At 37.5% G+C, this 21,874-nt stretch carries 20 protein-coding genes and 1 pseudogene; 2 read left to right on the top strand and 19 right to left on the bottom strand.

All coding sequences use genetic code 11. The annotated features are described in order from the left end of the window. Nucleotides 1-364: 364 nt before the first annotated feature. From HORE_RS02150 to HORE_RS02120, 7 genes are all read right to left on the bottom strand, one after another. Nucleotides 365-3,691: an AAA family ATPase gene (locus HORE_RS02150; RefSeq protein WP_012635350.1), complete on the bottom strand. Its 3,327-nt coding sequence runs from the start codon at nt 3,689-3,691 to the stop codon at nt 365-367. Next, complete coding sequence (locus tag HORE_RS02145) at nt 3,672-4,901, bottom strand: metallophosphoesterase family protein (RefSeq protein ID WP_041606251.1); 1,230 nt, start codon at nt 4,899-4,901, stop codon at nt 3,672-3,674. The genes HORE_RS02150 and HORE_RS02145 overlap by 20 nt, the downstream gene beginning before the upstream one ends. 290 nt (nt 4,902-5,191) lie before the next feature. Further along, complete coding sequence (locus tag HORE_RS02140; protein WP_012635348.1) at nt 5,192-6,862, bottom strand: GGDEF domain-containing protein; 1,671 nt, start codon at nt 6,860-6,862, stop codon at nt 5,192-5,194. A 168-nt stretch (nt 6,863-7,030) separates the two neighbouring features. After that, on the bottom strand, nt 7,031-7,414 hold the full coding sequence (locus HORE_RS02135; protein ID WP_012635347.1) for an FMN-binding protein: 384 nt from the start codon (nt 7,412-7,414) through the stop codon (nt 7,031-7,033). Between the two features lie 24 nt (nt 7,415-7,438). After that, nucleotides 7,439-7,918: a flavodoxin domain-containing protein gene (locus tag HORE_RS02130; RefSeq protein WP_012635346.1), complete on the bottom strand. Its 480-nt coding sequence runs from the start codon at nt 7,916-7,918 to the stop codon at nt 7,439-7,441. A gap of 262 nt (nt 7,919-8,180) precedes the next feature. After that, entirely contained in the window at nt 8,181-9,353 is a 1,173-nt protein-coding gene (locus HORE_RS12280; protein ID WP_012635345.1) for a DUF4349 domain-containing protein, read from the bottom strand. Then, complete coding sequence (locus HORE_RS02120; RefSeq protein WP_012635344.1) at nt 9,350-9,937, bottom strand: sigma-70 family RNA polymerase sigma factor; 588 nt, start codon at nt 9,935-9,937, stop codon at nt 9,350-9,352. Before HORE_RS02120 ends, HORE_RS12280 begins: the two co-directional genes overlap by 4 nt. A gap of 189 nt (nt 9,938-10,126) precedes the next feature. On the opposite strand from HORE_RS02120, the pseudogene HORE_RS02115 reads away from it, so the two are divergent. Further along, nucleotides 10,127-10,830 (top strand): annotated as a pseudogene (locus tag HORE_RS02115) (manganese catalase family protein). A 116-nt stretch (nt 10,831-10,946) separates the two neighbouring features. On the opposite strand, the gene HORE_RS02110 reads toward HORE_RS02115, so the two are convergent. From HORE_RS02110 to HORE_RS02060, 11 genes are all read right to left on the bottom strand, one after another. Then, the gene (locus HORE_RS02110) at nt 10,947-11,885 is read right to left on the bottom strand and encodes an aldo/keto reductase (protein ID WP_012635342.1); all 939 of its coding nucleotides are present in this window, start codon (nt 11,883-11,885) and stop codon (nt 10,947-10,949) included. A gap of 82 nt (nt 11,886-11,967) precedes the next feature. Beyond that, nucleotides 11,968-12,228, bottom strand: coding sequence for a GIY-YIG nuclease family protein (locus HORE_RS02105; protein WP_012635341.1), 261 nt, complete (start codon nt 12,226-12,228; stop codon nt 11,968-11,970). Nucleotide 12,229: 1 nt separating this feature from the next. Then, nucleotides 12,230-12,703 (bottom strand): ferritin family protein, encoded by a 474-nt coding sequence (locus tag HORE_RS02100; protein WP_012635340.1) that lies wholly within the window; start codon nt 12,701-12,703, stop codon nt 12,230-12,232. 214 nt (nt 12,704-12,917) lie between these two features. Further along, nucleotides 12,918-13,922, bottom strand: coding sequence for a hydrogenase expression/formation protein HypE (gene hypE, locus HORE_RS02095; RefSeq protein WP_012635339.1), 1,005 nt, complete (start codon nt 13,920-13,922; stop codon nt 12,918-12,920). 4 nt (nt 13,923-13,926) lie between these two features. After that, nucleotides 13,927-15,024, bottom strand: coding sequence for a hydrogenase formation protein HypD (gene hypD, locus HORE_RS02090; RefSeq protein ID WP_012635338.1), 1,098 nt, complete (start codon nt 15,022-15,024; stop codon nt 13,927-13,929). Between the two features lie 22 nt (nt 15,025-15,046). Beyond that, complete coding sequence (locus HORE_RS02085; protein WP_012635337.1) at nt 15,047-15,262, bottom strand: HypC/HybG/HupF family hydrogenase formation chaperone; 216 nt, start codon at nt 15,260-15,262, stop codon at nt 15,047-15,049. A 6-nt stretch (nt 15,263-15,268) separates the two neighbouring features. After that, nucleotides 15,269-17,524 (bottom strand): carbamoyltransferase HypF, encoded by a 2,256-nt coding sequence (gene hypF, locus HORE_RS02080; RefSeq protein WP_012635336.1) that lies wholly within the window; start codon nt 17,522-17,524, stop codon nt 15,269-15,271. Further along, nucleotides 17,521-18,168 carry a hydrogenase nickel incorporation protein HypB gene (hypB, locus tag HORE_RS02075; protein ID WP_012635335.1) on the bottom strand — a complete coding sequence of 216 codons (648 nt, stop codon included), beginning with the start codon at nt 18,166-18,168 and terminating at the stop codon, nt 17,521-17,523. The genes hypF and hypB overlap by 4 nt, the downstream gene beginning before the upstream one ends. Further along, the gene (gene hypA, locus HORE_RS02070) at nt 18,155-18,502 is read right to left on the bottom strand and encodes a hydrogenase maturation nickel metallochaperone HypA (RefSeq protein WP_012635334.1); all 348 of its coding nucleotides are present in this window, start codon (nt 18,500-18,502) and stop codon (nt 18,155-18,157) included. The genes hypB and hypA overlap by 14 nt, the downstream gene beginning before the upstream one ends. 23 nt (nt 18,503-18,525) lie before the next feature. After that, the gene (locus HORE_RS02065) at nt 18,526-19,980 is read right to left on the bottom strand and encodes a nickel-dependent hydrogenase large subunit (RefSeq protein WP_226984179.1); all 1,455 of its coding nucleotides are present in this window, start codon (nt 19,978-19,980) and stop codon (nt 18,526-18,528) included. Beyond that, nucleotides 19,931-20,935 (bottom strand): hydrogenase small subunit, encoded by a 1,005-nt coding sequence (locus tag HORE_RS02060; RefSeq protein ID WP_012635332.1) that lies wholly within the window; start codon nt 20,933-20,935, stop codon nt 19,931-19,933. Before HORE_RS02060 ends, HORE_RS02065 begins: the two co-directional genes overlap by 50 nt. 66 nt (nt 20,936-21,001) lie before the next feature. On the opposite strand from HORE_RS02060, the gene HORE_RS02055 reads away from it, so the two are divergent. Then, entirely contained in the window at nt 21,002-21,472 is a 471-nt protein-coding gene (locus HORE_RS02055) for a hydrogenase maturation protease (protein WP_083762897.1), read from the top strand. 21 nt (nt 21,473-21,493) lie between these two features. Here HORE_RS02055 and HORE_RS12275 read toward each other — a convergent pair whose 3' ends face one another. Then, complete coding sequence (locus tag HORE_RS12275; RefSeq protein ID WP_167935749.1) at nt 21,494-21,874, bottom strand: DUF421 domain-containing protein; 381 nt, start codon at nt 21,872-21,874, stop codon at nt 21,494-21,496.

The following is a 21,874-nucleotide window of genomic DNA, read 5'->3' as shown; positions in this document are numbered from 1 at the left end:
AAATGATTATAATTATTTATATATTTCTGCTCCAAATATAAAAATCCTCCCCTTTAATTATTTTTATATTCCCATTTTTATTTTATGAAATGTTTGCATAACCGCTTCCAGTGAAGAGCAGGTTGCCTCAACTCAGGAAATAGTCTCCTCTGCCAATAAGCTTGCCAGAATGGCAGAAGAACTGGCAAATGAGGTGAATATGTTCAAATTATGATTAGCTGGAAAATTAGTTGTTCATAAAGCTATCAAAACATTATATATCCGGTAAACCTTGCTATCAAATAAATAACCGCAGCCAGCTGGCTGCGGTTATTTAATTAAAATTTTGTAAAATTAATTTTTCTAATACATCAACACAGACAACTTATGTATATTCAATCCTGACCCGGCTACCATGAAGTCCCGGTTCAGCCGGTTCGACCATAAGCTTAACCGGGACCCTGTTTTTAAGTTCTTCAACATGACTGATAATACCGACCGTCAGGTGTTCATTATGCAACCGCTCCAGTGAATTCATAACAATATCCAACAGGTTGACATCCAGTGTTCCAAACCCCTCATCAAGGAAGAAAAATTCCATATTTGAATTACCCTTGAGCTGAATATGGGAGGACAGGGACAGGGCCAGTGACAGGGATGTCAGGAAAGTTTCTCCTCCGGACAGGGTTTTACAGTCTCTCCTGACACCTCCATTGTAATTATCACAGATAACGAATTCACCCTGATTATCCAGCTCCAGTTTGTACCTGTTATTAGTTATTTCCATCAACCTGCTGGAAGCCTCCAGGGCTATATACCTCAGCTGTTTCATGGCCACAAATTCAACAAAACTTTTGCCCCTGATAAGGTCATTAATATCCTTAATAACTGCCAGGTCATGCTCCAGTTCCTCTTTTTTCTCCTGATTTTTGCGCTTAAGCTCCAGCTTTCTTTTCAATTCCTCAATAGTCTGCTTACAGGAACCAAGTTCTTCCTGTAGCCTGCTGAGATTCTCTTCAAGGCTTTCCCTGTCAGCCTTTATTTTAGTCCACCGCTCCTGACTGATGGACTGTCCGTTAAGCTCCATTTTTAATCTGGTAATATTACTTTCTACCTCTTTTTTTAAATCTTCAAACTCAGTTATTTCTTCCTCCCAGGCCCTGATCTGGTTTTCCCAGGACAGGTATTTGCGTACATCATCAAAACTCTCAAATTTATACTCATCCATTTTCTCTTTTAAATATTGCTCTGTATCACTGATTTCTTTTATCAGGGTAGCCCGGTTTTGTTTTAACCTCTCCATAAGACGTTCTTTGTTATTTAAAAGGTCTGTAGTATCTTCAAGGGCCTTTTTATATTTATCTACCCTTTTTTTCAACTCTTCTTCCCGGCTTTCAACCTCTTTTAAATAATGAAGGGGATCCCTGTCACCAACCTTATTTTCAATCTCTTTTCTATTTTCCTGATATTTATCCTTTAGTGTTTGTATCTTATGTTCAAAAATCGTAATTTCCCTCTCAGTTTCATTAAAGCTAACCCGGTAATTTTCAATCCGGTTATTAATCTTTTCATACTGCTGACGTAATTGGGTAAGCCTCTTCTGGTAATTTTCCCTCTCTTTATCCTTTTTATTTATATTTTCAAGTTCATCAGCAATATCATCAATGCCAAGTTCCCCGATTAATTTAAAATACTCCTGTTTCAAGGTACTATTAAGACTCTTTAATTCTTTCATTTTATCTTTCCTGTCAGCAAGATCTTTTTGCTTTGTTTCCAACTGGGTAGTATATTTTGTCAACTCATTTTTTACCCTGTCCCTCTTTCTTCTCAACTCCCCCGGACCTGTTGTTAAAACTCCATCATATTCTTCAAGTTCTGACAGAACATTGTCAAATGATAAAATCACTTCTTCTTTTTCCTGCCGTAATCTGGTAAGTTCTTTATTTAAAATACTCATCCCGGAATTATATTTATTTAACCTCTCCTCTAATTCCGTTAATTTGCTATCGATCTCTTTTCTGGTATTCAGGAGCTTTTGAAGCCCCGCTTTATCAATTTTCTCAGCTACCCGGGGGTGTTCAGTCGAGCCACAGACCGGGCATGGAGAACCCTCAGTTAATTTCCCGGCCAGAATACCTGCCAGATTTCTAATTTTATAATCTTCAATTTCCTTTTCTAAATCTTCCAGTTGTTTTCTTTTTTTATTAATGTCATCTTCAAGTTTTTCCTTCTGCCCGTTTAACTCCCTCTCCGCTTTTTCTTTATCACCAATTATTTTTTCATATTGATAAAGGATTCCACTTTCAATTCTTTTTAATTCTCCAGATTTATCCTTCCTCTTTTCATCAAGGCTCCATATTTCCCTTTCAAGCCTCTTTATCCCCTGATTAATCACCTTAATGTCTTTTTGAACCTGCTTATAGTCTCTTTCAAGGTTAAGCCCTGCCATTATTGTTTTCCGGTAATCTGAATTAATGACCTGTTTTTCAATGATGTCTTCCAGGTCTTTGATTTGCTGTTTGATCACCCGGGATTTTTCCTGACCCCTTTTTAAATATTCTTCAAGACTATTTTTATCCTGCACCATTTGTTTTAATTTTTCTGCTTTCCCGGTTACCTCTTTTTTTATCCCTTTATTTTGCTCATAGAGTTTAATAGCATCCTTGATTTCCAGTTTCTTTTTTGTTAGGTCAGGTAATTCTTTTTCTTTTGCCCTGAGGCTCTCTTCGTACTCACGGTTATATCTATCCCTCTTTTCCCTTAAATCTACAATCATTTTCTCCAGATTCTCTACCTTCTGGTTAGTTTCTTTTCGCTCCTGATGATATCTTTCCAGCCTGTTTATATCTTTTTTCAGGTTCAGGGCCTTTTTAGCCTGTTCCATTTTGTTTTTAAGGTTAGAGATTCTCTCAGAACGTTCCTCTAGAGTATCAAGTTTTTCCTGGTATTTTAAAAGCTGTTTCTGCCTGGTCCAGACTTCTTTATATTTCTCATACTCATTTCTCTTTTCCTGTAACCTCTTTTTTTTATAACCAATTTCTTTCTTAAGATTTTCAAGTTTATTGAGGATATCTTCAAGACTCTTTTCTGATACATCCTCATAACTGGTCAGGATAGTTTCCACACTTTTTAGTTGACTCTCTTTTATATTTTTCCGTAACCGCAATTTCTCCATCAATCTTTCACCAAACTCTTCCAGGTTAAGAATCCTTTCCAGCATGTCCCGCCGTTTCTTTCCTTGAAGGGTTAAAAACTCACTAAACTGTCCCTGGGGTAAAACCACGGTTCGCATAAAATCCTCATGATTAAGGCCAATAATTTTTTCAACCTTATCCTCGACTTCCCTCACTTTTTCATAGACTTCCTCAACCTTGCCATTTTCTTTAATGGCAAGGCGAACCCGTGAGGTAGTATATCCATTGTTATCAGAGGTCTTCAGTTTTCTGTCAATACAATAAGTCTTTTGATTACTTCCCATGGCAAATTCGAAATAGACATAAAGCTCGCCGGTCTCTTTATTAATAAATTCTTTGGTATCCCTTGCTATTTTCCCATAAAGGGCAATGGTTATGGCATCTAAAATACTCGACTTACCACTCCCGGTGGGACCAAAAATACCAAATAACCCTTTTTCGGTCAGCTTTTTAAAATTAATAATCTCTTCCTGGACAAAGCTATTTAAACCCGAAATTTTAAGAAGCAGCGGTCTCATCATGCTCCCCCTTTTCCCTGGTATCATTAACAATACTGCTAAACATCCTGATAATATCGTCATCAGGCTCAACTTTTTTTGTCTTACGATAATATTCTTTAAACAATTCCATTATATCCAGGTCCTCATCAGGCATCTTTATAGTTTCCCATTCATATTTCTCTTCAGGGGTTATGGGGTTAATACATAGAATATCCTTTTTAATTTCCTTTATTTTTTTAATTTCAGACTGAAGTAGAGTTTTATCCACATTTATATAAAGGTATGCCCAGACAGAACGGTCCTTATTGGCCTCAACCATTTTTATAGCCTCTTCAACCCCTTCTGCTTCCCAGACCTCGATTGGTTTTTTTGTTGTCAATTCAACCTGTTCAATCCGGGCCTCCTCTCCCGGATGAAGCTCTACAAGGTTAACACACTTTTTATGATCTTTTTCACTGAGGCTATACTGCAACGGAGAACCTGAATAGTAAGCCCTCCGGGCTGAAGAAGCAATTTGATAACGATGGAGGTGGCCCAGGGCTGTGTACTGGGATTTTTCTGGAAGGTGTTCCGGTAATACTGTCAGGCTGCCACCAACCTGGATGGGTCTTTCAGACCGGGTAGTCTGACCCCCGGCAACGAAAAGGTGACTCATGGCAATGTTGATTGTATTTTCACGATAATATTGCTCTAAATGGGAAAAAATCTGACCCACTCGACGGGAATAACTTTCCTGCACTGCCCGGTCATCACCGGTCCATGAAAAGACCTGGTTTAACCGGCTCTCAGAAGGATAGGGCAGAGCCGTAAGGACAACACCTTCTCCGTTAATTTCAAGTTCTATGTACCCCTGACCACGGTTTAACACCCGGTCATCATCCAGCTTATACCTGTCTCCCCGGGGCTCATCCATAATAAAAATTCCCTGTCTGGAAGCCAGAGGCCCCGGGGCCATAAGACGGTTGGGACTATCATGGTTACCAGAGATCAAACAGATTACCCTCTCCCCACCTTTTGACAGGTAATCCATCGCCTGAAAAAAAAGCTGTTCCGCCTCCGCTGGAGGGTTAGTAGTGTCAAATATATCCCCACATATTAAAACCATGTCTACCTTATTATCATCAGCTATTTCAATTATTTCTTCAACAAATTCTTTTTGTTCTTCATATCTACTCCATCCCTCCAGGTGTTTCCCCAGATGCCAGTCAGCAGTATGTAAAATTCTCAAAGGACCTCTCCCCCTTTTTATAACAACAGTTATAAGTTCATGTACAATAAACTTATATTGATTTTGTATACAGTCCATCAAAACCACATTTTAAAGTGAACATAAGTTTTGTTATCATTATATAATTCTTGTTTATTATAAAAAATCCTTCCTCTTCTTCCTGATAATATATAAGATATAATATATAATATTTTTAAAGGAATAGACTAAGAATAAGCTTATAAAATTGTATCAGAACCATTATAACTAAAGGATACTATTAAAAAAAAATATGAAACCAAAAAAGGGGGTTATTCCCCCCTCTCATCACTAAATTCAGATTTTGTCCACATTTTTATACCGGACCTACCACTTTTTTTGGCCGCATACAGGGCCTGATCTGCCCGGTAAATAACCTGTTCGCCTTCCTCTTTTTCTGTTGCATTATATATGCCCATAGAGGCAGTCACCCTGATTTTATTACCCTTATACTTATACACAGGTTCTTCAACAGCTCTTTTTATTTTTTTAGCCATCATTTTAAGTTCATCTAAAGAACAGTTCATTAAAATAATTACAAATTCATCCCCGCCATACCTTCCCACATAATCATATTTGCGGATACTGTTTTGTAAATTAATAGCAACATTTTTAATGACTTCATCACCAGCCAGATGCCCATAAGTGTCATTTATATTCTTGAAATTATCAAGATCAAGAACAACCAGGGAAAAAGGTTCTTTCATCCTGGACAAAGTCGAAACAATATAATGGTGGTTATAAATCCCGGTCATGCTATCCCTGATAGATTTTTCATAAAAAAAGCGGGATTTTTTCTTCTCATATACTACCTGACCCTGCATTATTATATAATCAATGATTATCAAGAAAACTATCCCTATAGAGAAAACAGCCACCCCAATAATAGACATTGATATAACAAAGCCTCTATTCATCAAAATATGGTAAATATCACAGCTGGCCAGGACAAATAAAACAAAACTGCAGATAGAAAAAACCCGGGCATAGAGGGACTTTTTAAAATTTAAAGCCCCGGCATAAAACCATCCCAGGACATTTAAAGAAATTAAAAGATTTAATAAGCTATAAGACTTCTTAAAATCTACCATATTCCCGGGAAAGATAATAAGATAACCTGCACTGCCCAGTACCATTAATCCCAGAACCAGATTTAATTGAACCTTAAATTGCTTATATAAACCAATCGAAATAAAGAAACTGGCCAGATAAATACCTGATATAATAAACTTTTTAAATAAAATAGGGGGAACAGGTAGCCTGTACATAACCTGGTAATCCAGGACCATAAAAATAATTGTAAAAGCCCCCAGAGCATAGTAGACGTATTCCCTTTTTATTTTTTTAGACATTTTTATAAGAAGAATTAATATAATAAATGCTGTTAACAAAACACCGATGGCAACTAGTTTTATGTTACGAATTAATATTATAAACCAGTTTGATAACCTGTTGGCGGTCACATTATCAGTTATCATAACAGGATAACCCAATAAACCAACTTCATAGAGCCCATATACTTCTATCACTAATTCATTTCTTTCCTGTAACAAATCCTGATCAAGGTCATAAACACCAAAAGCATTCCAGATATTGCTGTATCCTTTTTTGATGTCACCCAGGCTCCCTATTAAGACATCATTTATATAAACACGATACCACTGACCAGCCAGACGATGAATAATAATTTTATAGTTTCCATCCAGTGTTGCTGGCAGTTTTGATTCAGGGATAATTGTCTTAAATTTGAAAAGGCGCTGTCCTTCTTCCAGCAAACGATAATGTAAATCATCGGAACTACCATCTAAACTATAATTAACAATTTTATAAATCTTGTCATTACTGAGGAGTCGGGTGGTTTGAATATTAATTAAAAACATAAAACCGGTTACTACAACAAAAATTGTTAAATATGTACACAAGTAACCTTTTTTAAATTTCACAACCAACCAACCTCATTTCTTAGTAACTTTTTATATTGTATAAATTCAACACCTGATTCTCTGTTCCTTTATTTTATTGAAATCTCTCCTGAAATTACCGTTATCCAATTAAAAACCCCACCATATTTGATGGGGTAATCCAGAATATATTCTTATATTTTAAATCACCTATTGACCCTTTTCAAGACCTATCTCAATAGCCTTACATATAACCTTACTGCTGATGGTAGCACCACTTATAGCATCAACCTTGAGGGACTGTTTTTTTAAGATTTTTTTAACAATATTTTCAGCCGGTTCTCCCCGACCGTTATTATGTTCCATGATTTCTATTCTGGTAATCCTATGATTTTTAACAGCTACCCTGACCCGGGCGGAAACAAGCCCGGCATCATAACTCCCTGTATAGATTCCATCCCTTACATTGCCCAGATTAATATCATTAATATCCATACTCCGTACCCGGTCTATTTTTTTATAGGAATTAAAACCAAACACAATTGCCAGCATTATAAATAAAATCAGCCCTGCAGTAATAATTTTCTTACTCAAGAGTCTATCACCCTTTTTTAATTATTATGTCAGGCTTTCATTAATTTTATTTGCAAAGTCCTCTATATTTTCTTCATAAATAGAGGACTTGCTCTCTTTGACTTTGGCCAGTACCTTAACAACAAGCCTTTCCAGAAAATTCATTTTATCAAAGTTAAATTCATACCCAAAATAACCCCTGACCCGGGCATGTTCGTATAATTTACTTCCAAACCCTGTTTTCATTTGATCATCAACCCTATCTTCCAGGCCACAGCAGAGAAACAAACCAATCTTCTTATCAAGTAATATATTCAGGTTATCTTCACAGAGCTTTTTAATCTCCTTTTGAATTTGTCCAGCATGGATTGAACCTCCGATAATTATATAATCATATCCCCTTAAATCGGGAAATTTCTTCTGGACATTAACCCTTTCTACTTCTCCAGTAAGCTTTTCAGCCAGTAAGGCTGATGCTTTTTCGGTTGTGCCATGTTTGCTGGCATAAAGTATGAGCTTCTTCAAATAAATTTCCCCCCTTTACAGACTCAACATTAGAATATTAACTGTATTAATTATATAACTTATTAAACCAACTTACCAGTTATTAATGAAAAGAATATGATACCATTTATTAAATGCTAAAAAACTTTGATATAAATAAAAGCCCCTGTTCCAGGGGCTTTTACCGATACATTAACCGCTATATTGTTAATTATTAAAAAAGCTTTTAATATCCTGAAGTATTTACTCTTCTCCTGTAATTATAATCTTTTTCCTTTATTAGCTACTCTTTATTCTTTAATTTATGTCTCCGGTATATAAAATATCCTGCCACCAGGGGAAGCATATATGGTAACCAGGCACCTAATTTGATAATCAGGTTGTAAAAACTTTCAACCATCGCCCTCAGGGCCTGGCGTAATGCACCAATTATCCCCCGGTTACTATTCATAATTGATTCCGGTTCCATGAAGACAACATTTATGGTTGAAAATGAAACCCGGTTTTGTAGATACTCAATTCGCCCTTCCAGACTCTCTATAGTACTGCGGACCCTTTCCAGTTCCCGTTCAATTTTAAGAATATCCTCTACTTTATCGGCTCTGTCAAGGAGTTTACGGTATCTTATCTCCTGTTCTTTCAGGTTGTCAAGCCTGGCTTCAACATCGATAAACTCCTCGGTGACATCCCGGCTCCCCAGGCTACTATACTTAACTCTCCCCATATTCTTAATCTGTTCCAGTACCATGTGGAAATGATTTTCTGGAATTCTTAAAGTAAAACTGACCTTTTTCTGTCCAGAAGCAGTAACCCAGTTTGTAGAACTAGCAATATAGCCCTCATAGCTGGTAACCAGTCCGGTAACCACCTTGCTGACCTCTGCAAAATCATCGGTCTCAATCTCCAGACTGGCATTTTGAATAATCTTCCGATCCAGTCCTGCTTCCTGATTAGTATTGGGTGAAGATTGATTGAGGTTTGTCCTGTTCATGGTTCGGTCACGGGCCATCTTAAGATCCTGTTCCGGGGCTGCTTCCTGTCCCATCTCCATTTCTTCCCGGGAGAGACTGTAATTCTGATAGGAATTATATATGCCGGGTGAAAATAAAGCTATACTCAGGATAATTGCTACTACCACAGCAACTGCCCCAACTGGTATCCTTACCTTTAGTCTAAAGAGATTAAGGAGTTTATCAGACCAGGTATTCTGCTCCTGTTCTTTATCTATATTATAATCCAGGTTATTAAGTCCCTCCATGACAGACTCAACTATATCCTGTGGGGGCTCAACCCCCTCAGTTGAGGAAAGTATATTAAAATTTTGCCGGTAATGTTTCAATTCATTGCGGCACTCCTCACATTCTTTTAAATGTTTTTCCACCAGGTTTTTCTCCTCATCATTCAACCCGTTATCCACATACAGGGGTAAAAGGTCTTTAAGTTTCTGATGATTCATTTTAAACCCCTCCCTTCTATATTTTTGAGGTGTTTCTGTAAAGACTTCCTGGCCCTGCTCAAACGCGATTTAACAGTTCCCATCGGAACTCCTATAATTTCTGAAATCTCTTTATAGCTAAACCCCTGTATATCTCTTAACACTATTACTTCTTTTTGATCAGCTGGTAATTTATTAATAGCCCTCTGGATTGAAGCCATGGTTTCCCTACCCATGTAGAGGTCTTCGGGAACTTTTGAATTATCTTTGATGTTTTCAATATCCTCACTCATAAAATGTTGCCCATCAGGGAAATGGGGACTAGCACTACGACGCTGACGTTTCCGCAGCTCGTCCCGGCACAAATTTGTTGTTATGGTAAAAAGCCAGGTTGAAAAACTGGCCTTCCCTCTAAACCGTTTCAGATTCCTGAAGGTTTTTATAAAGGCCTCCTGGGTCAGGTCACTGGCATCTTCACTGTTGCCTAACATCCGGTAGGTGGTATTATAGACTTTTCTCTGATATTTTTCCACCAGCCTGGCAAACAGTTCTTTTTCTCCAGCTAAAATCATATTGATTATCTTCTCATCAGATGTTCCATCCAATCTCCTTCACCCCTTTCTATTTATTTAGACGTATCAGTAAATATAATGTTCCATGTCCAACTTAATTTTTTTATTAATCTCCTTACATCCAGGTATCTAATTAGTCCTCCTGATTTATTTTTTCTGAAATCAACTAAAATTAATAATACAATTAATTTTATTGTAAATACTATTTTTGGAGGTGGCAATATGTTTAATCATAAAAAAAATTGCTCCATGAAGTAAAAGTTGATAAACCCAATCCCGCTTATGCTGCTATGCTTCAAGAACAACTCGGAGGTGCAAATGGTGAACTCAAGGCAGGACTACAATATTTCTCCCAGAGTTTTAGAATCCAGGACCCTGAAATAAAAGACCTGTTCCTGGACATTGCTGCTGAAGAATTTAGTCATGCTGAAATGGTAGCTCAAACTATTAATATGTTAAATGGACATGAAGTATCAAACACCAATGATAATATAGGTCAAATAGAATCACAGGTTTTAAGTGGCCTGGCACCAATGCTGGCCAATGGTTCCGGTACTCCGTTTACCGGTAATTATGTAAATGTAACCGGCGACATTACAGCTGATATTCTATCAGACATTGCTGCTGAGCAAAGGGCAAAAGTAGTTTACGAGTACCTTTACAGGCAGATAGATGACCAGGGGGTCAGAGAAACAATTGACTTTTTATTAAACCGTGAAGAAGCACATAATGCCCTTTTCAGACAGGCTTTGAACAAGGTCCAAAAAAATAAAAGGTCTTCTAATGACGACTTTGGAGTAACAGAAGACTCGAGACTTTATTTTGATTTATCTACACCGGGTAAATATTTTGACAATCCTTTTCCTACTCCCCCTTCTTTTCAGGAACCAAGTCAGAAAAAAGAGCCCCAGGGGCAACCCGTTTAATATATATATATATTAAAAAATAACAAGAAAAAAATTATAACCTCCAGAAGAATCTGGAGGTTTTTTATAGCTGTATAAAACCCGATATTTATAAATATATTTTTTTGTAGGGGACTTTACCAGGGCAGCTCATTACCCTCAATATATTTATTGTATAAATCTTCATATTTCCTTAATCTATCATCAGATAGTTTTCTTTCACTTGCCTTAAAGTTTTCAATTAAGTGCTCTTCAGTTCTAACACCTGGAATGACTGTTGATACCTGTGGATAAGCCAGAATATATTTTAAAGCCTCATGAACCATACTGGTATTATCATCCTTTATGTCCTTAACCATTTCCACCAGTGAGGCCCTCCGTTTAATAACTTCTCTACTCCACCGTTCCCTGATTCCTGTAAAAGTACTGTCGGCATTATACTTACCGGTGAGCCATCCCGAATCCAGTGGAACTTTAACAATTAACCCCACACCTTCTTCTCCAGCCCTCGGGAAAACCCTCCTGGGCTCCTGGTGGAAAAGATTAAAAAGAATTTCAATAACGCTAGAGTTGCTGTTATTTATAACATCCAGCATTTGCTGACCGGTGTCAACTGAAGCCCCATAGAAACGTATTTTTCCTTCCTTTTTAAGCTCCTCCATAATTTGATAATGTCCCTGACTCCCCTTTATTACTTCCACGGGAGGACTATGGAGTAACAATATATCTAAATAATCTGTCTCTAGCCTTCCCAAACTTTCTTCTACAGATTTTTTCAATAAAGACGGGTCAAAACTGGTCTGACCATCAGGGGTATGCCCAAATTTTGAACTAATAATAACTTTATCCCTTTTACCTTTAAGGGCTTTACCCAGTAATTCCTCACTCTTTCCCCCGGCATAATTGGGAGCTGTATCAAAAAAATTACACCCCATTTCAATAGCCTTATGGACCAACCGGATTGCATCTTCACCGGTAGCACCACGCCAGTCTTTCGTGTTTCCCAGCTGCCAGCATCCAAAACCAATTTCAGAAACTTCAAGGCCAGTTGTTCCCAGTTTCCTCTTCTTCAACATAACTTCCCCCTTTTTAAAACAGCCCTTATCTGAATCATGCCCGGGCTTTTTAAATTTATATTTAAGTTCATTTTTTAACTTTTTATTTATCAGTTCTTGTAACTTTTTTATTAATTAGTTCTTCTTTACGGAAACGGGTTAGCTGTTTTAACTCATACTCCCTTCTCATTGCCTCACTTTTCGTAGAATAACACTCCTGGTATCTTAATTTAACCGGCCTTCTACCCCTGGTATATTTAGCCCCTATTCCCCGATTATGCTCCTTAACCCGCCTTTCAACATCAGTGGTATACCCTGTATAAAAACTGCCGTCACTACATTCAACTATATACACATAGTGCATTTTATTTTAAATCAGCTTTATATTTTGTCAGGTCCAACAGATGGGTCTTTTCTTCTTTAATTAACCGGGTTAAAACTTCCGCCGTTCTTCCCTTATTGTACTTTAATAACTCCTGGTAAAATAAAATAGAATCTTTTTCCGCCTGGATGGCGAAATTTAAAATACTATCAAGGTTATTAAAAGATTTTATTGCTTTTTCAGGAAAGATAGTTGATTCGACTAACACCCTTAAGTACGCGCTGACTTCAGGTTCGTATACATAGTCATCTTCTTCCCCGGTCTTTTTCTTATGATCATGTTTCAATTCTTCAAACCTCTTGTAATGGTCTTTTTCATCATTTGCTAATTTTAAAAACAGTTTCTTTAAATCATCATCAACCCTGTCTGCCTGTTCCTGATAAAATTCAAATCCATCTTTTTCAATATTTTTGGCCATTTCCAGTGCCTCTATCCCCTTCAGCCTTGAAGTAAACATAGTATTCAACTCCTATCTTGTTAAATTAATTCTTATCTACTTTCATTATACTATAATAAATATATATATCCAAATAAACACAAATATTAAATTACATTGACTAATTACTGGCCCAACCTTTCTCTACAACTATAATGAACAGTGACAAAGGAGTTAGCACTCTATTCGAATACAGAAAAACCAGTTATAATCATGGTATACTAACTATAATAAGCTAGCATATTCTAGGTAGCATATCATGCATTAATTTTGTAATTATTCTTTTTCCCCCGATTCTTGTTTTGAGGTACACTTGCTGATCATTATTATCTACAATAGTCCCGATTATAGATGAATTTCGACCATAAGGGTGCCTTCTCATTATATCTACAATCTTTTCACTTTTTTCTCTGTCAGCAATAATTAATACCTTTCCTTCATTGGCCAGATATAATGGATCCAGACCCAGTATCTTACAAAGACTCTTTATTTCATCCCCCAACGGAACTTTTTCTTCCTCAATTTCAATGCCAACATTATACCTGGTTGCAATTTCATTCAGGACTGTAGCCATCCCTCCACGGGTAGGATCTCGCATAAATTTAATCCCATTAGTTTCAGATAATAATGTTACAATGAGGTCTGACAGAGTACAACAATCACTTTTTATAGATGTACTGAAGTCCATCTGGTTCCGTTCCATTAAAATTGCCAGACCATGTTCAGCTATGGAACCATTAATGATAACTTTATCCCCTAATTTAATATTTTCATCAGAAAGCTTTAGTTTATCGCCTATCATTCCGACTCCGGTTGTATTAATAAAAATTTTATCACCTTTTCCCCGTTCAACTACTTTAGTATCGCCAGCCACAATTTTAACATTTGCTTCCCTGCTAACTTCAGCCATAGAAATTATTATTTTTTCCAGGTGTTTTATGGGAAGTCCCTCTTCCAGGATAAACCCCACTGTCAAATAAAGGGGAATAGCACCCGTGACAGCCAGATCATTTACTGTACCACATATAGATAATTTTCCTATATTACCACCTGGAAAGAAAATGGGATCAACTACAAAGGTATCTGTTGAAATTACTGGTACTCCTTTGATTTCAGGTACAGGAGAAGCATCATCCTTTTTATTAATAATATCATTATTTAAATATTTCAAAAAAAGATTATCTATCAAATCTTCCATCATTTTACCGCCATTACCATGGGCCAGGGATATAGTATTCATTTTTTTATAAATTCACCTTCCCCCGATATCGATAATATGCAGCACAGGTCCCTTCCCGGGAAACCATACACGGCCCTTCTGGTTTCATCGGGGTACATTTGATGCCGAACAATCTGCAGTCAGTTGGTTTCTGTTTGCCTTTTAATATTTCTCCACAGATACACCCTTTTCCAGGCCTATATTGAGTATCCCCAAACTGAAACTTTTTTTCGGCAGAATATCTATGATAAACTTTCCTGAGTTTCAATCCAGAGCCTGTAATGGTACCCAGACCACGCCAGTAACTATCCACTGGTGTAAAAATTTCTTTAATAAGCTCCTGTGCTTTTTTGTTTCCCTCAAGCCTTACCAGCCTGGGATACAGATTTTTTACCCTGATATCATTATCTTTTAACATTTTACACAGAGTATATATTGACAAAATAATATCACCTGGCTCAAAACCTGCCACTACCCCGGGAACATGGTAATCCCTGGCTAAAAACTCAAAGGGCTGCAAACCAGAAATTGTACTTACATGCCCAGGTAAAATAAAACCATCTACATCTAAATCTTTATCTAAAACCAGTTCCTGTAATACTGGAGGCATTATTTTAAGTGATTGTAAGATAGAAAAATTATTGAGTCCCAGTTGGTTGGCTTTTATAATACTTAGTGCAATAGCAGGTATGGTAGTTTCAAAACCAATAGCCAGAAAAATAACCTCCTGCCCGGGGTTATTATATGCAATCTTTACAGCTTCAAGGGGAGAATAAACTGTAGTTATATTTTTTCTGTTAACTCTCATTTCCTGCAGTGTTCCAGAAGACCCTGGAACCCTTAAAAGATCAGCAAAAGTAGTAATAATTACATTCTCTTTTTTTGCCAGGGCCAGGGCCTTGTCAATATATATATCAGGGGTTACACATACAGGGCAACCAGGACCTGATATTAATTCAATACTGTCTGGTAATAAACTTTTAATCCCGTTTTTAAAAATTGACATAGTATGAGTCCCACATACTTCCATAATTTTTACTTTTCCCGATAGTTTAATTGCCTTAATTTTACTGACTATTCCGCTGATTATTTTCCTATCTGACAACTCATCAACACATTTCATTGAAATCAACCTTCCCCTGTAATTACCCCTGGCTTAGTTCTTTCAATAATTTTAAAGTTCTTATTGCCTCTTTTTTATTCACTACCTGAATAGCACACCCGGCATGTAATAAAACATAATCACCTGGTTTAACTTCAGGCACAAGGTCAATATTTATCTCTTTCTTTACACCATTCAGTTCAGCCAGGGCCAGTGACTCTCTTTTTTTGATAATCTTTACAGGTACACCAATACACATTGGTCACTAATCCTTTCTCCGGTTACTGGCTATAGCCAATTGTCCCAGGGATAACCCGCTATCATTGCAGGGTATTTTTGCCTGTGAATATACTTTAAAATTTTGTTCCTTCAATCCAGCACATAACATCTCTAATAATAATTTATTTTGAAAGACTCCACCACTCAAAGCAACACTGTTAATACCGTATTTATGCCTGATTAGCCTGCACATTTCCAGGGTAAATGCAATAACTGTATTATGAAATTTAGATGAAATAATCGATCTTTTAACACCCTTTTTATGGTCACTGATAATACCCCCCATCATCGGGTCGGTATTAACAACATATTTTTGACCCTTTTCCTCGATACTAACATGATATATCTCTTCTGTATTATTATCTGCAATTGATTCCAGTTCAAGGGCTGCCTGAGCCTGATAGGTTATCCTTTTTCGCAAGCCTATTAAAGCGGCAACAGTATCAAAGAGTCGACCCATACTTGATGTTTCCGGACAATTGAAACCCTTATTGAGCATTTTCAGAATTATGTCTGCCTCCACTTCATCTATCCTCAACAGGTTTATAATATCAGCTTTATCATACCTTAAGCGATTAAGATAGCTAACCGCCAGACGCCAGGGTTCCTTTATTGCCATATCACCCCCGGGCATTTTCATATAATTTAAATGGCCACCCCTTTTAAAATCTTTAAAATCACAAATTAAGAATTCACCACCCCATATATTACCATCATTTCCCAGACCTGTTCCATCAAAAGCAAGACCAATTACTTTTTCGTCTATGTTATTTTCAGCCATACAACTGGCTATATGGGCATGATGGTGCTGGACACCTATCTTATCCCCGTAAAAACTAGCATAATAGGTCGTTTGATAATCCGGATGGAGGTCATGGACAACAAAATCTGGTTTTATTTTATATAACTCCTTAAAATGATCTATCATTAATTTAAAATTATTATAGTTATCGATATTCCCTAAATCCCCTAGATACTGGCTTATAAAGGCATACTTATTTCTGGCAAAACAGAAGGTATTTTTCTGGTCACCCCCCAACGCCAGACCATTGTCAAGGCCCCCGACCATGAGAGGTTGGGGAACGTAACCCCTGGCCCGTCTTATCACTCTCTTTTTACCACCAACAACCCTTACGACTGAATCATCTACAGGAACATATATCTCCCTGTTATGCCCAAGAACATAATCAGCAATACCTTTTAAGTTTTCAAAAACACCTCCATTTTGGTATTCCAGGGGGTTACCACTGACGTTTCCACTGGTAGCAATTAAAACCTCTATACCTTTATCGAACAACAAATAATGCAGGGGGGTATATGGCAACATAACACCATAGTATCTAATTCCAGGAGCAATATTACGGGGTAACTTCTCCCCTTTTTTATCAAGTAAGACAATGGGACGCCTTATCCCTGTTAATATTTCCTCTTCCATACTACCAACATTGCAATATTTTCTAACAGTAGTCAGTTTATTCATCATCAACGCCAGGGGTTTATCTGGTCTCCTCTTCCTCGTCCTGAGATTTGCTATCACATCACTTTCGGTAGCATCACACATAAGGTGAAATCCACCAATGCCCTTAATGGCTATTATGTTTCCCTTTTTAAGCAGGTCAATGGTAAGACCTATGGGGTCCCGGGTAAGGCACTTTTCCCCACTCATTTTTTTTAGCCAGAGCTGGGGCCCACATAGTGGGCAAGCGTTGGGTTGGGCATGAAACCTTCTATCCAGAGGATTATTGTATTCAGTATTACATTCAGGACACATTTTAAATTTCTTCATTGTAGTCCGGGGGCGGTCATAGGGGAGGGATTTGATAATCTTAAAACGGGGACCACAGTTAACACAACTTGTAAAGGGATAACGATAGCGCCTGTTGGTAGGGTCCATTATATCATGGAGACAATCATTACAAATGGCAATATCAGGAGGAAGCTGTACTTGCGTATAATATGTTTTCCTGCTATCCTTAATGACAAAACTACTGTCTTCTCTAACAGAGACTTCTCTAGATTTGATAGTAGTAATCTGGGCCAGTGGGGGTGACTCCTCATCAATTTGTCTGATAAACATCTCAAGGGTCTTTTGATTACCTTCAACTTCAACTAAAACACCCCCACTGGTGTTCAGAACCCACCCATTAAGATTATTTTCCCTGGCAAGACGATAGATAAAAGGCCTGAAACCCACCCCCTGAACAATACCTTCTATTTCTAATTGTAACCGCCTCTTTTTCATGTAAGATTTTCCTCCAGAAAAAAACATAGCTTATCCAGACCTGCTCCTGTCTTCCCTGACAATTTAAAAACCGGGGCATTTTTGTTAATTTGCTTTAAGTCTTTTTCAATTTCTTCTAAGGAAAAATCAGTATAGGGTAATAAATCTATTTTATTTATTATTATTAAATCTGCTCTTTGAAAGATAACAGGATATTTAAGAAGTTTATCATTCCCCTCCGGTACACTAAGCACAGTAGCTCTGATATTCTCTCCTAGATCATAGGAAGCGGTACAAACTAGATTACCGACATTTTCTATAATTAGAAAATCAATTTCTTCCAGATTTACTTCTTTTAAGGCCTGCCAGACCATACCAGCTTCCAGGTGACAGGCACCCATTGTATTAATTTGAACAACCTGTATTTCATATTTTTTTAATCTTTCAGCATCTCTGGTAGTATATAAATCTCCTTCAATAACAACAATCTTCCTTGTGTTATCAAACTTTTCAATTATTTTTTCTAAAATAGTTGTTTTTCCGGCCCCCGGTGACCCCACCAGATTTAACATCCTGACCTTTTTCTCATTAAGATATGCCCTGATTTCTGTAGCCTTTTCTTCATTTTTGCTCAGGATTTTTTTATTTATTTTAATCGTTTTCATCTATCTCCCCCTCCACTTTATCAAGATATAATTCATACCCATTTACAATATTATCACTGTAACTTTGACAATGGGGGCATAACTTATCAGTATAGGTTATTTCAAAAATATGACCACAGTGATGGCATCTTGCCCTGGCTTTTTCTTTATTAATAATAAGTTCGGCTCCTTCAGCTACGGTATCCTCAGCAAATACCTGAAAAGCAAAATCCAGTGCTTCATCATTAAGGCAGGTCATTTCCCCAACTCTGACCACTACTTTTGTTACTCTTTTAAGTCTGTATTTAGCTACATTACTGTTTATTATTGAAAAAATCTCCCCCATGACAGACATTTCATGCAATTTAACCACTACTTTCAAAATTCTATTTTCTTCTGCAATTTACCGTCAATACTATAGACATGGGTACCACAGGATATACAGGGATCAAAGGACCGAATTATCCTGCCAACAATGGTCTCCAACATTGCTCCCCCGGGAATTTCAGTACCAATTAAGGCCCTTTCTACCGGACCAGGATTCCCATTTTTATCCCTCGGTGAGAAATTCCAGGTGGTTGGGGTGATGACATTATAACTTTTTACTTCTTCACCTTCGATTATAGCACTGTGTAGAAGGGCTCCCCGCATAGCTCCAGTAGTAGCCACAGCCCTATCTTTAACCGGTTCTTCATTTTGATTTAAAGGTGGAGGTCCAGGTTCCAGTCTGGTCAACCATTCCCTGATAAAACCAGCCAGCTTCAATGCCTCCAGGGAACGGGCCACAATTCTATCCATGGTCGAAGCCCTTCCCCTATAATCTCCACGGATAACTCCCCTGGCATATGGCCCTGTTTCAAAGTGTTGGCCTTTATACAGAACAGTTTTTATATAACTATAGGCTTCTGGTTTAAAGGGAGCAGGTTCCGGGTATTGATTGAATACATTTTCGCCTTCATCATTCGCCTCATAATAGGAGTAAGGTACCTGTTCTTCAATAAATTCTACCTGAGGTAGCTCAAATTCATTATTGATAATGACACCGGGGGGCCATAAATAATCGTCATTTTGTGGACCAAAAGGAAAAAGACCAAAAGATATTAGTCGAAGAGGGGTAACACCGATCTGAAAATAATCCCTGTAAGCCCGGGAAATTAATTCAGTATCCGGTATCATACACCCCTGAACAAATTGTTGAATACTTTCAATTAGAGCTTTTGCCTGGTTAATCTTGTCAGCGGTCGGGGCTACCGTTACCCCTCCGTGGACAAAACTATGCTGGTTCGGTATCTTGCCACCAAACAGGGCCAGTAACTGATGACTTTCCTGAGCTGCTTTAACAGCCTTGTAATAATTATCAACCAGTCGTCGATTGTCTTCCCTATTTAAACGAAGGTCATTAAGGTCCTGCCCCAGAAAAGGTGGTTTTTCAGGCATTTTAACAAAATCGGGAAGGCCAAAAAAATAAAAATGCCTGATATGGTTTTGTAAAAAATCTGCCGCAAACATAATATTTCTTAGATACTGAGCATTTTCAGATATGATATTCCCATAAAGTTCATCAAGCAAATAACTTCCAACAGCCCCATGGGCCAGGGAACAAATACCACAGATCCTCTGGGTCATATAAACAGCATCTGTTACCTTTCTTCCTCGCATAATCCACTCATAACCTCTGAACATGGTTCCTCTTGTACGGGCATTCACTATTTTCCCTCTATCAACAACAATTTCAACTGACAAAAGTCCACTTAACCTTGTTACCGGACTAAATGTAATTTTTTTAACCATCAGTATCATCCCCACAGGTATCTTTACTATCTTTAAACCCATTTATCTTATCCCCATCCCTTCCAGGGGTTACTTCTTCATCTTCTTGCCTTTTCAAGGGTAAGGGGACAAAAAACGGTGAAGACCCATCGGGGAAATCTTCATTAGTACAACCTATACAGGGTGTATTAACTTTGATAGGATAACTAACATGATTATCCCATAAACGGTAAGGACAGTCAGCACCTGTTCTGGGGCCCACACAACCCTGACTGAACATACATTCAATGTCTCCCAGCTCTTCAGCGAAATTTCCATCATCAAAATAGGAACGCCGTTGGCAATGACGGTGAACAGTAAACTGATAAAAAAGTTCAGGCCTCCCCAGTCTATCCAGATCCGGTAGACCGTACATCTGTAGATGAGCCAGTGTACCAACAAACCAATCAGGGTTTATGGGGCAACCACTTACATTTATTATTTGCCGGTCTAATACATCTCCAAGAGCTACACTACCGGTAATATTTGGAGAGGCTGCTGATGCTCCACCAAAACTGGCACAGGTTCCTACCGCCACTGCATATTTTGCCAGCTCTCCAAGCCATCTTACTAACTCAACTGCTGTTACCGGACCTTCATCAGTAATAAAGGTAATATTATACCGACCGTTTGCTTTCAGAGGAATAGCCCCCTCAACAACAAGGGTAAACTCTCTTTTTTCGCGTAAAGCCACTTTTTTTAATATTTGATAGGCATCCTCTCCCTGGGCTGCCATAAAGGTATTACTATAATAAAGATCTATAATATCTTCAAAAACCTGATCAAGATAGGGATAGGTTGTGTTCATAAAAGAAATATTATTATCACCACTATCGTTGGTTTCAATCCAGATAACAGGTAATTTTTTGCCATTGTTACTCCGAAAGTCCCTGACCACTCTTAAAATTTCTCTTGATAATTGATGACTCCCCTCAGTCTTTAAAGAACGACAGAGATTAACATAGTCTTTTTTCTTCACAATAATACACCTCATTTAATTCCTTTGTAAGTTATATTATGCTTTAACTTGCATACTAATGATAATATGGGAGGAAATAAGTGTAAATATCAAATTATTATTGTTGGGGTGGGTAATTATATTATGGGGGATGATGGGGTCGGAATTCATTTAATTAAGGAATTGGAGTCAAAAAAAATACCACCAGATGTATCCTTAATTGATGCCGGTACTGCACCTATAAACTATCTGAAAGAAATAAGCCTTTCCAAAGAGGTAATAGCTATAGATGCTATATATGGAGGTAAAAGTCCAGGCACAATCTATAGACTCTGTCTGGATGACTTAAAAAAATCCACCAACCCTGATCTCCATGGGTTTTCCCTTTTTGATGTTATAAAAATGGGTCAATCAATGACAGGCTATCCGCATAAAATTACTATCTATGGAATTGAGCCAGAAAGAATAACTTTAGGTACTAAACTTTCAAAATCAGTACAAAAGGCTGTAATGAAAGTAAAAAAAATCATCGAAGAAAAATTATCTCCACATATTTGATTATCATAAAACTTTTACACATTAAAAGTCTTTTATATTATCGGTTTCATCATGATATTTGTCTACAAATAAATTACCCTGGGTATCAAGGGCGGCATACATAACATCCTTTATATCGGTAATACCCTGTTTTTTTAGTTCATCCTTCAACCATTTCTCTGTTAAATTGAGTTCCCTTAACTTATCCTTCATAATTTTACCTTCAAAAATAATCTTTCTGGATAGACCCTCATAATTTGTCTGTAAATTAAGATCATTCCTGGTTACAGGTTGTTGTTGTGATTTTTTAAGAACACTCAGTTGGCCACTTGTTTCTAAAATAGCAAATTCCACATCAGCCATCCTGAATATACCCTTGTCCCGCAGCTGAGCTCTCAAATCTTCTATCTGATAATTAGGCAA

The organism is Halothermothrix orenii H 168 (assembly GCF_000020485.1).
Lineage (GTDB): Bacteria > Bacillota > Halanaerobiia > Halanaerobiales > Halothermotrichaceae > Halothermothrix > Halothermothrix orenii.
This window is presented reverse-complemented; position numbering and strand designations above follow the sequence as displayed.

Coding starts and splice junctions, on each gene's coding strand:
- HORE_RS02150 (WP_012635350.1), bottom strand. CDS start 3,691: ATGAGACCGCTGCTTCTTAAAATTTCGGGTTTAAATAGCTTTGTCCAG.
- HORE_RS12280 (WP_012635345.1), bottom strand. CDS start 9,353: ATGAATCATCAGAAACTTAAAGACCTTTTACCCCTGTATGTGGATAAC.
- HORE_RS02110 (WP_012635342.1), bottom strand. CDS start 11,885: ATGTTGAAGAAGAGGAAACTGGGAACAACTGGCCTTGAAGTTTCTGAA.
- HORE_RS02105 (WP_012635341.1), bottom strand. CDS start 12,228: ATGCACTATGTGTATATAGTTGAATGTAGTGACGGCAGTTTTTATACA.
- HORE_RS02100 (WP_012635340.1), bottom strand. CDS start 12,703: ATGTTTACTTCAAGGCTGAAGGGGATAGAGGCACTGGAAATGGCCAAA.
- hypE (WP_012635339.1), bottom strand. CDS start 13,922: ATGAATACTATATCCCTGGCCCATGGTAATGGCGGTAAAATGATGGAA.
- hypD (WP_012635338.1), bottom strand. CDS start 15,024: ATGAAATGTGTTGATGAGTTGTCAGATAGGAAAATAATCAGCGGAATA.
- HORE_RS02085 (WP_012635337.1), bottom strand. CDS start 15,262: ATGTGTATTGGTGTACCTGTAAAGATTATCAAAAAAAGAGAGTCACTG.
- hypF (WP_012635336.1), bottom strand. CDS start 17,524: ATGAAAAAGAGGCGGTTACAATTAGAAATAGAAGGTATTGTTCAGGGG.
- hypB (WP_012635335.1), bottom strand. CDS start 18,168: ATGAAAACGATTAAAATAAATAAAAAAATCCTGAGCAAAAATGAAGAA.
- hypA (WP_012635334.1), bottom strand. CDS start 18,502: ATGTCTGTCATGGGGGAGATTTTTTCAATAATAAACAGTAATGTAGCT.
- HORE_RS02065 (WP_226984179.1), bottom strand. CDS start 19,980: ATGGGTTTAAAGATAGTAAAGATACCTGTGGGGATGATACTGATGGTT.
- HORE_RS02055 (WP_083762897.1), top strand. CDS start 21,002: ATGGGAGGAAATAAGTGTAAATATCAAATTATTATTGTTGGGGTGGGT.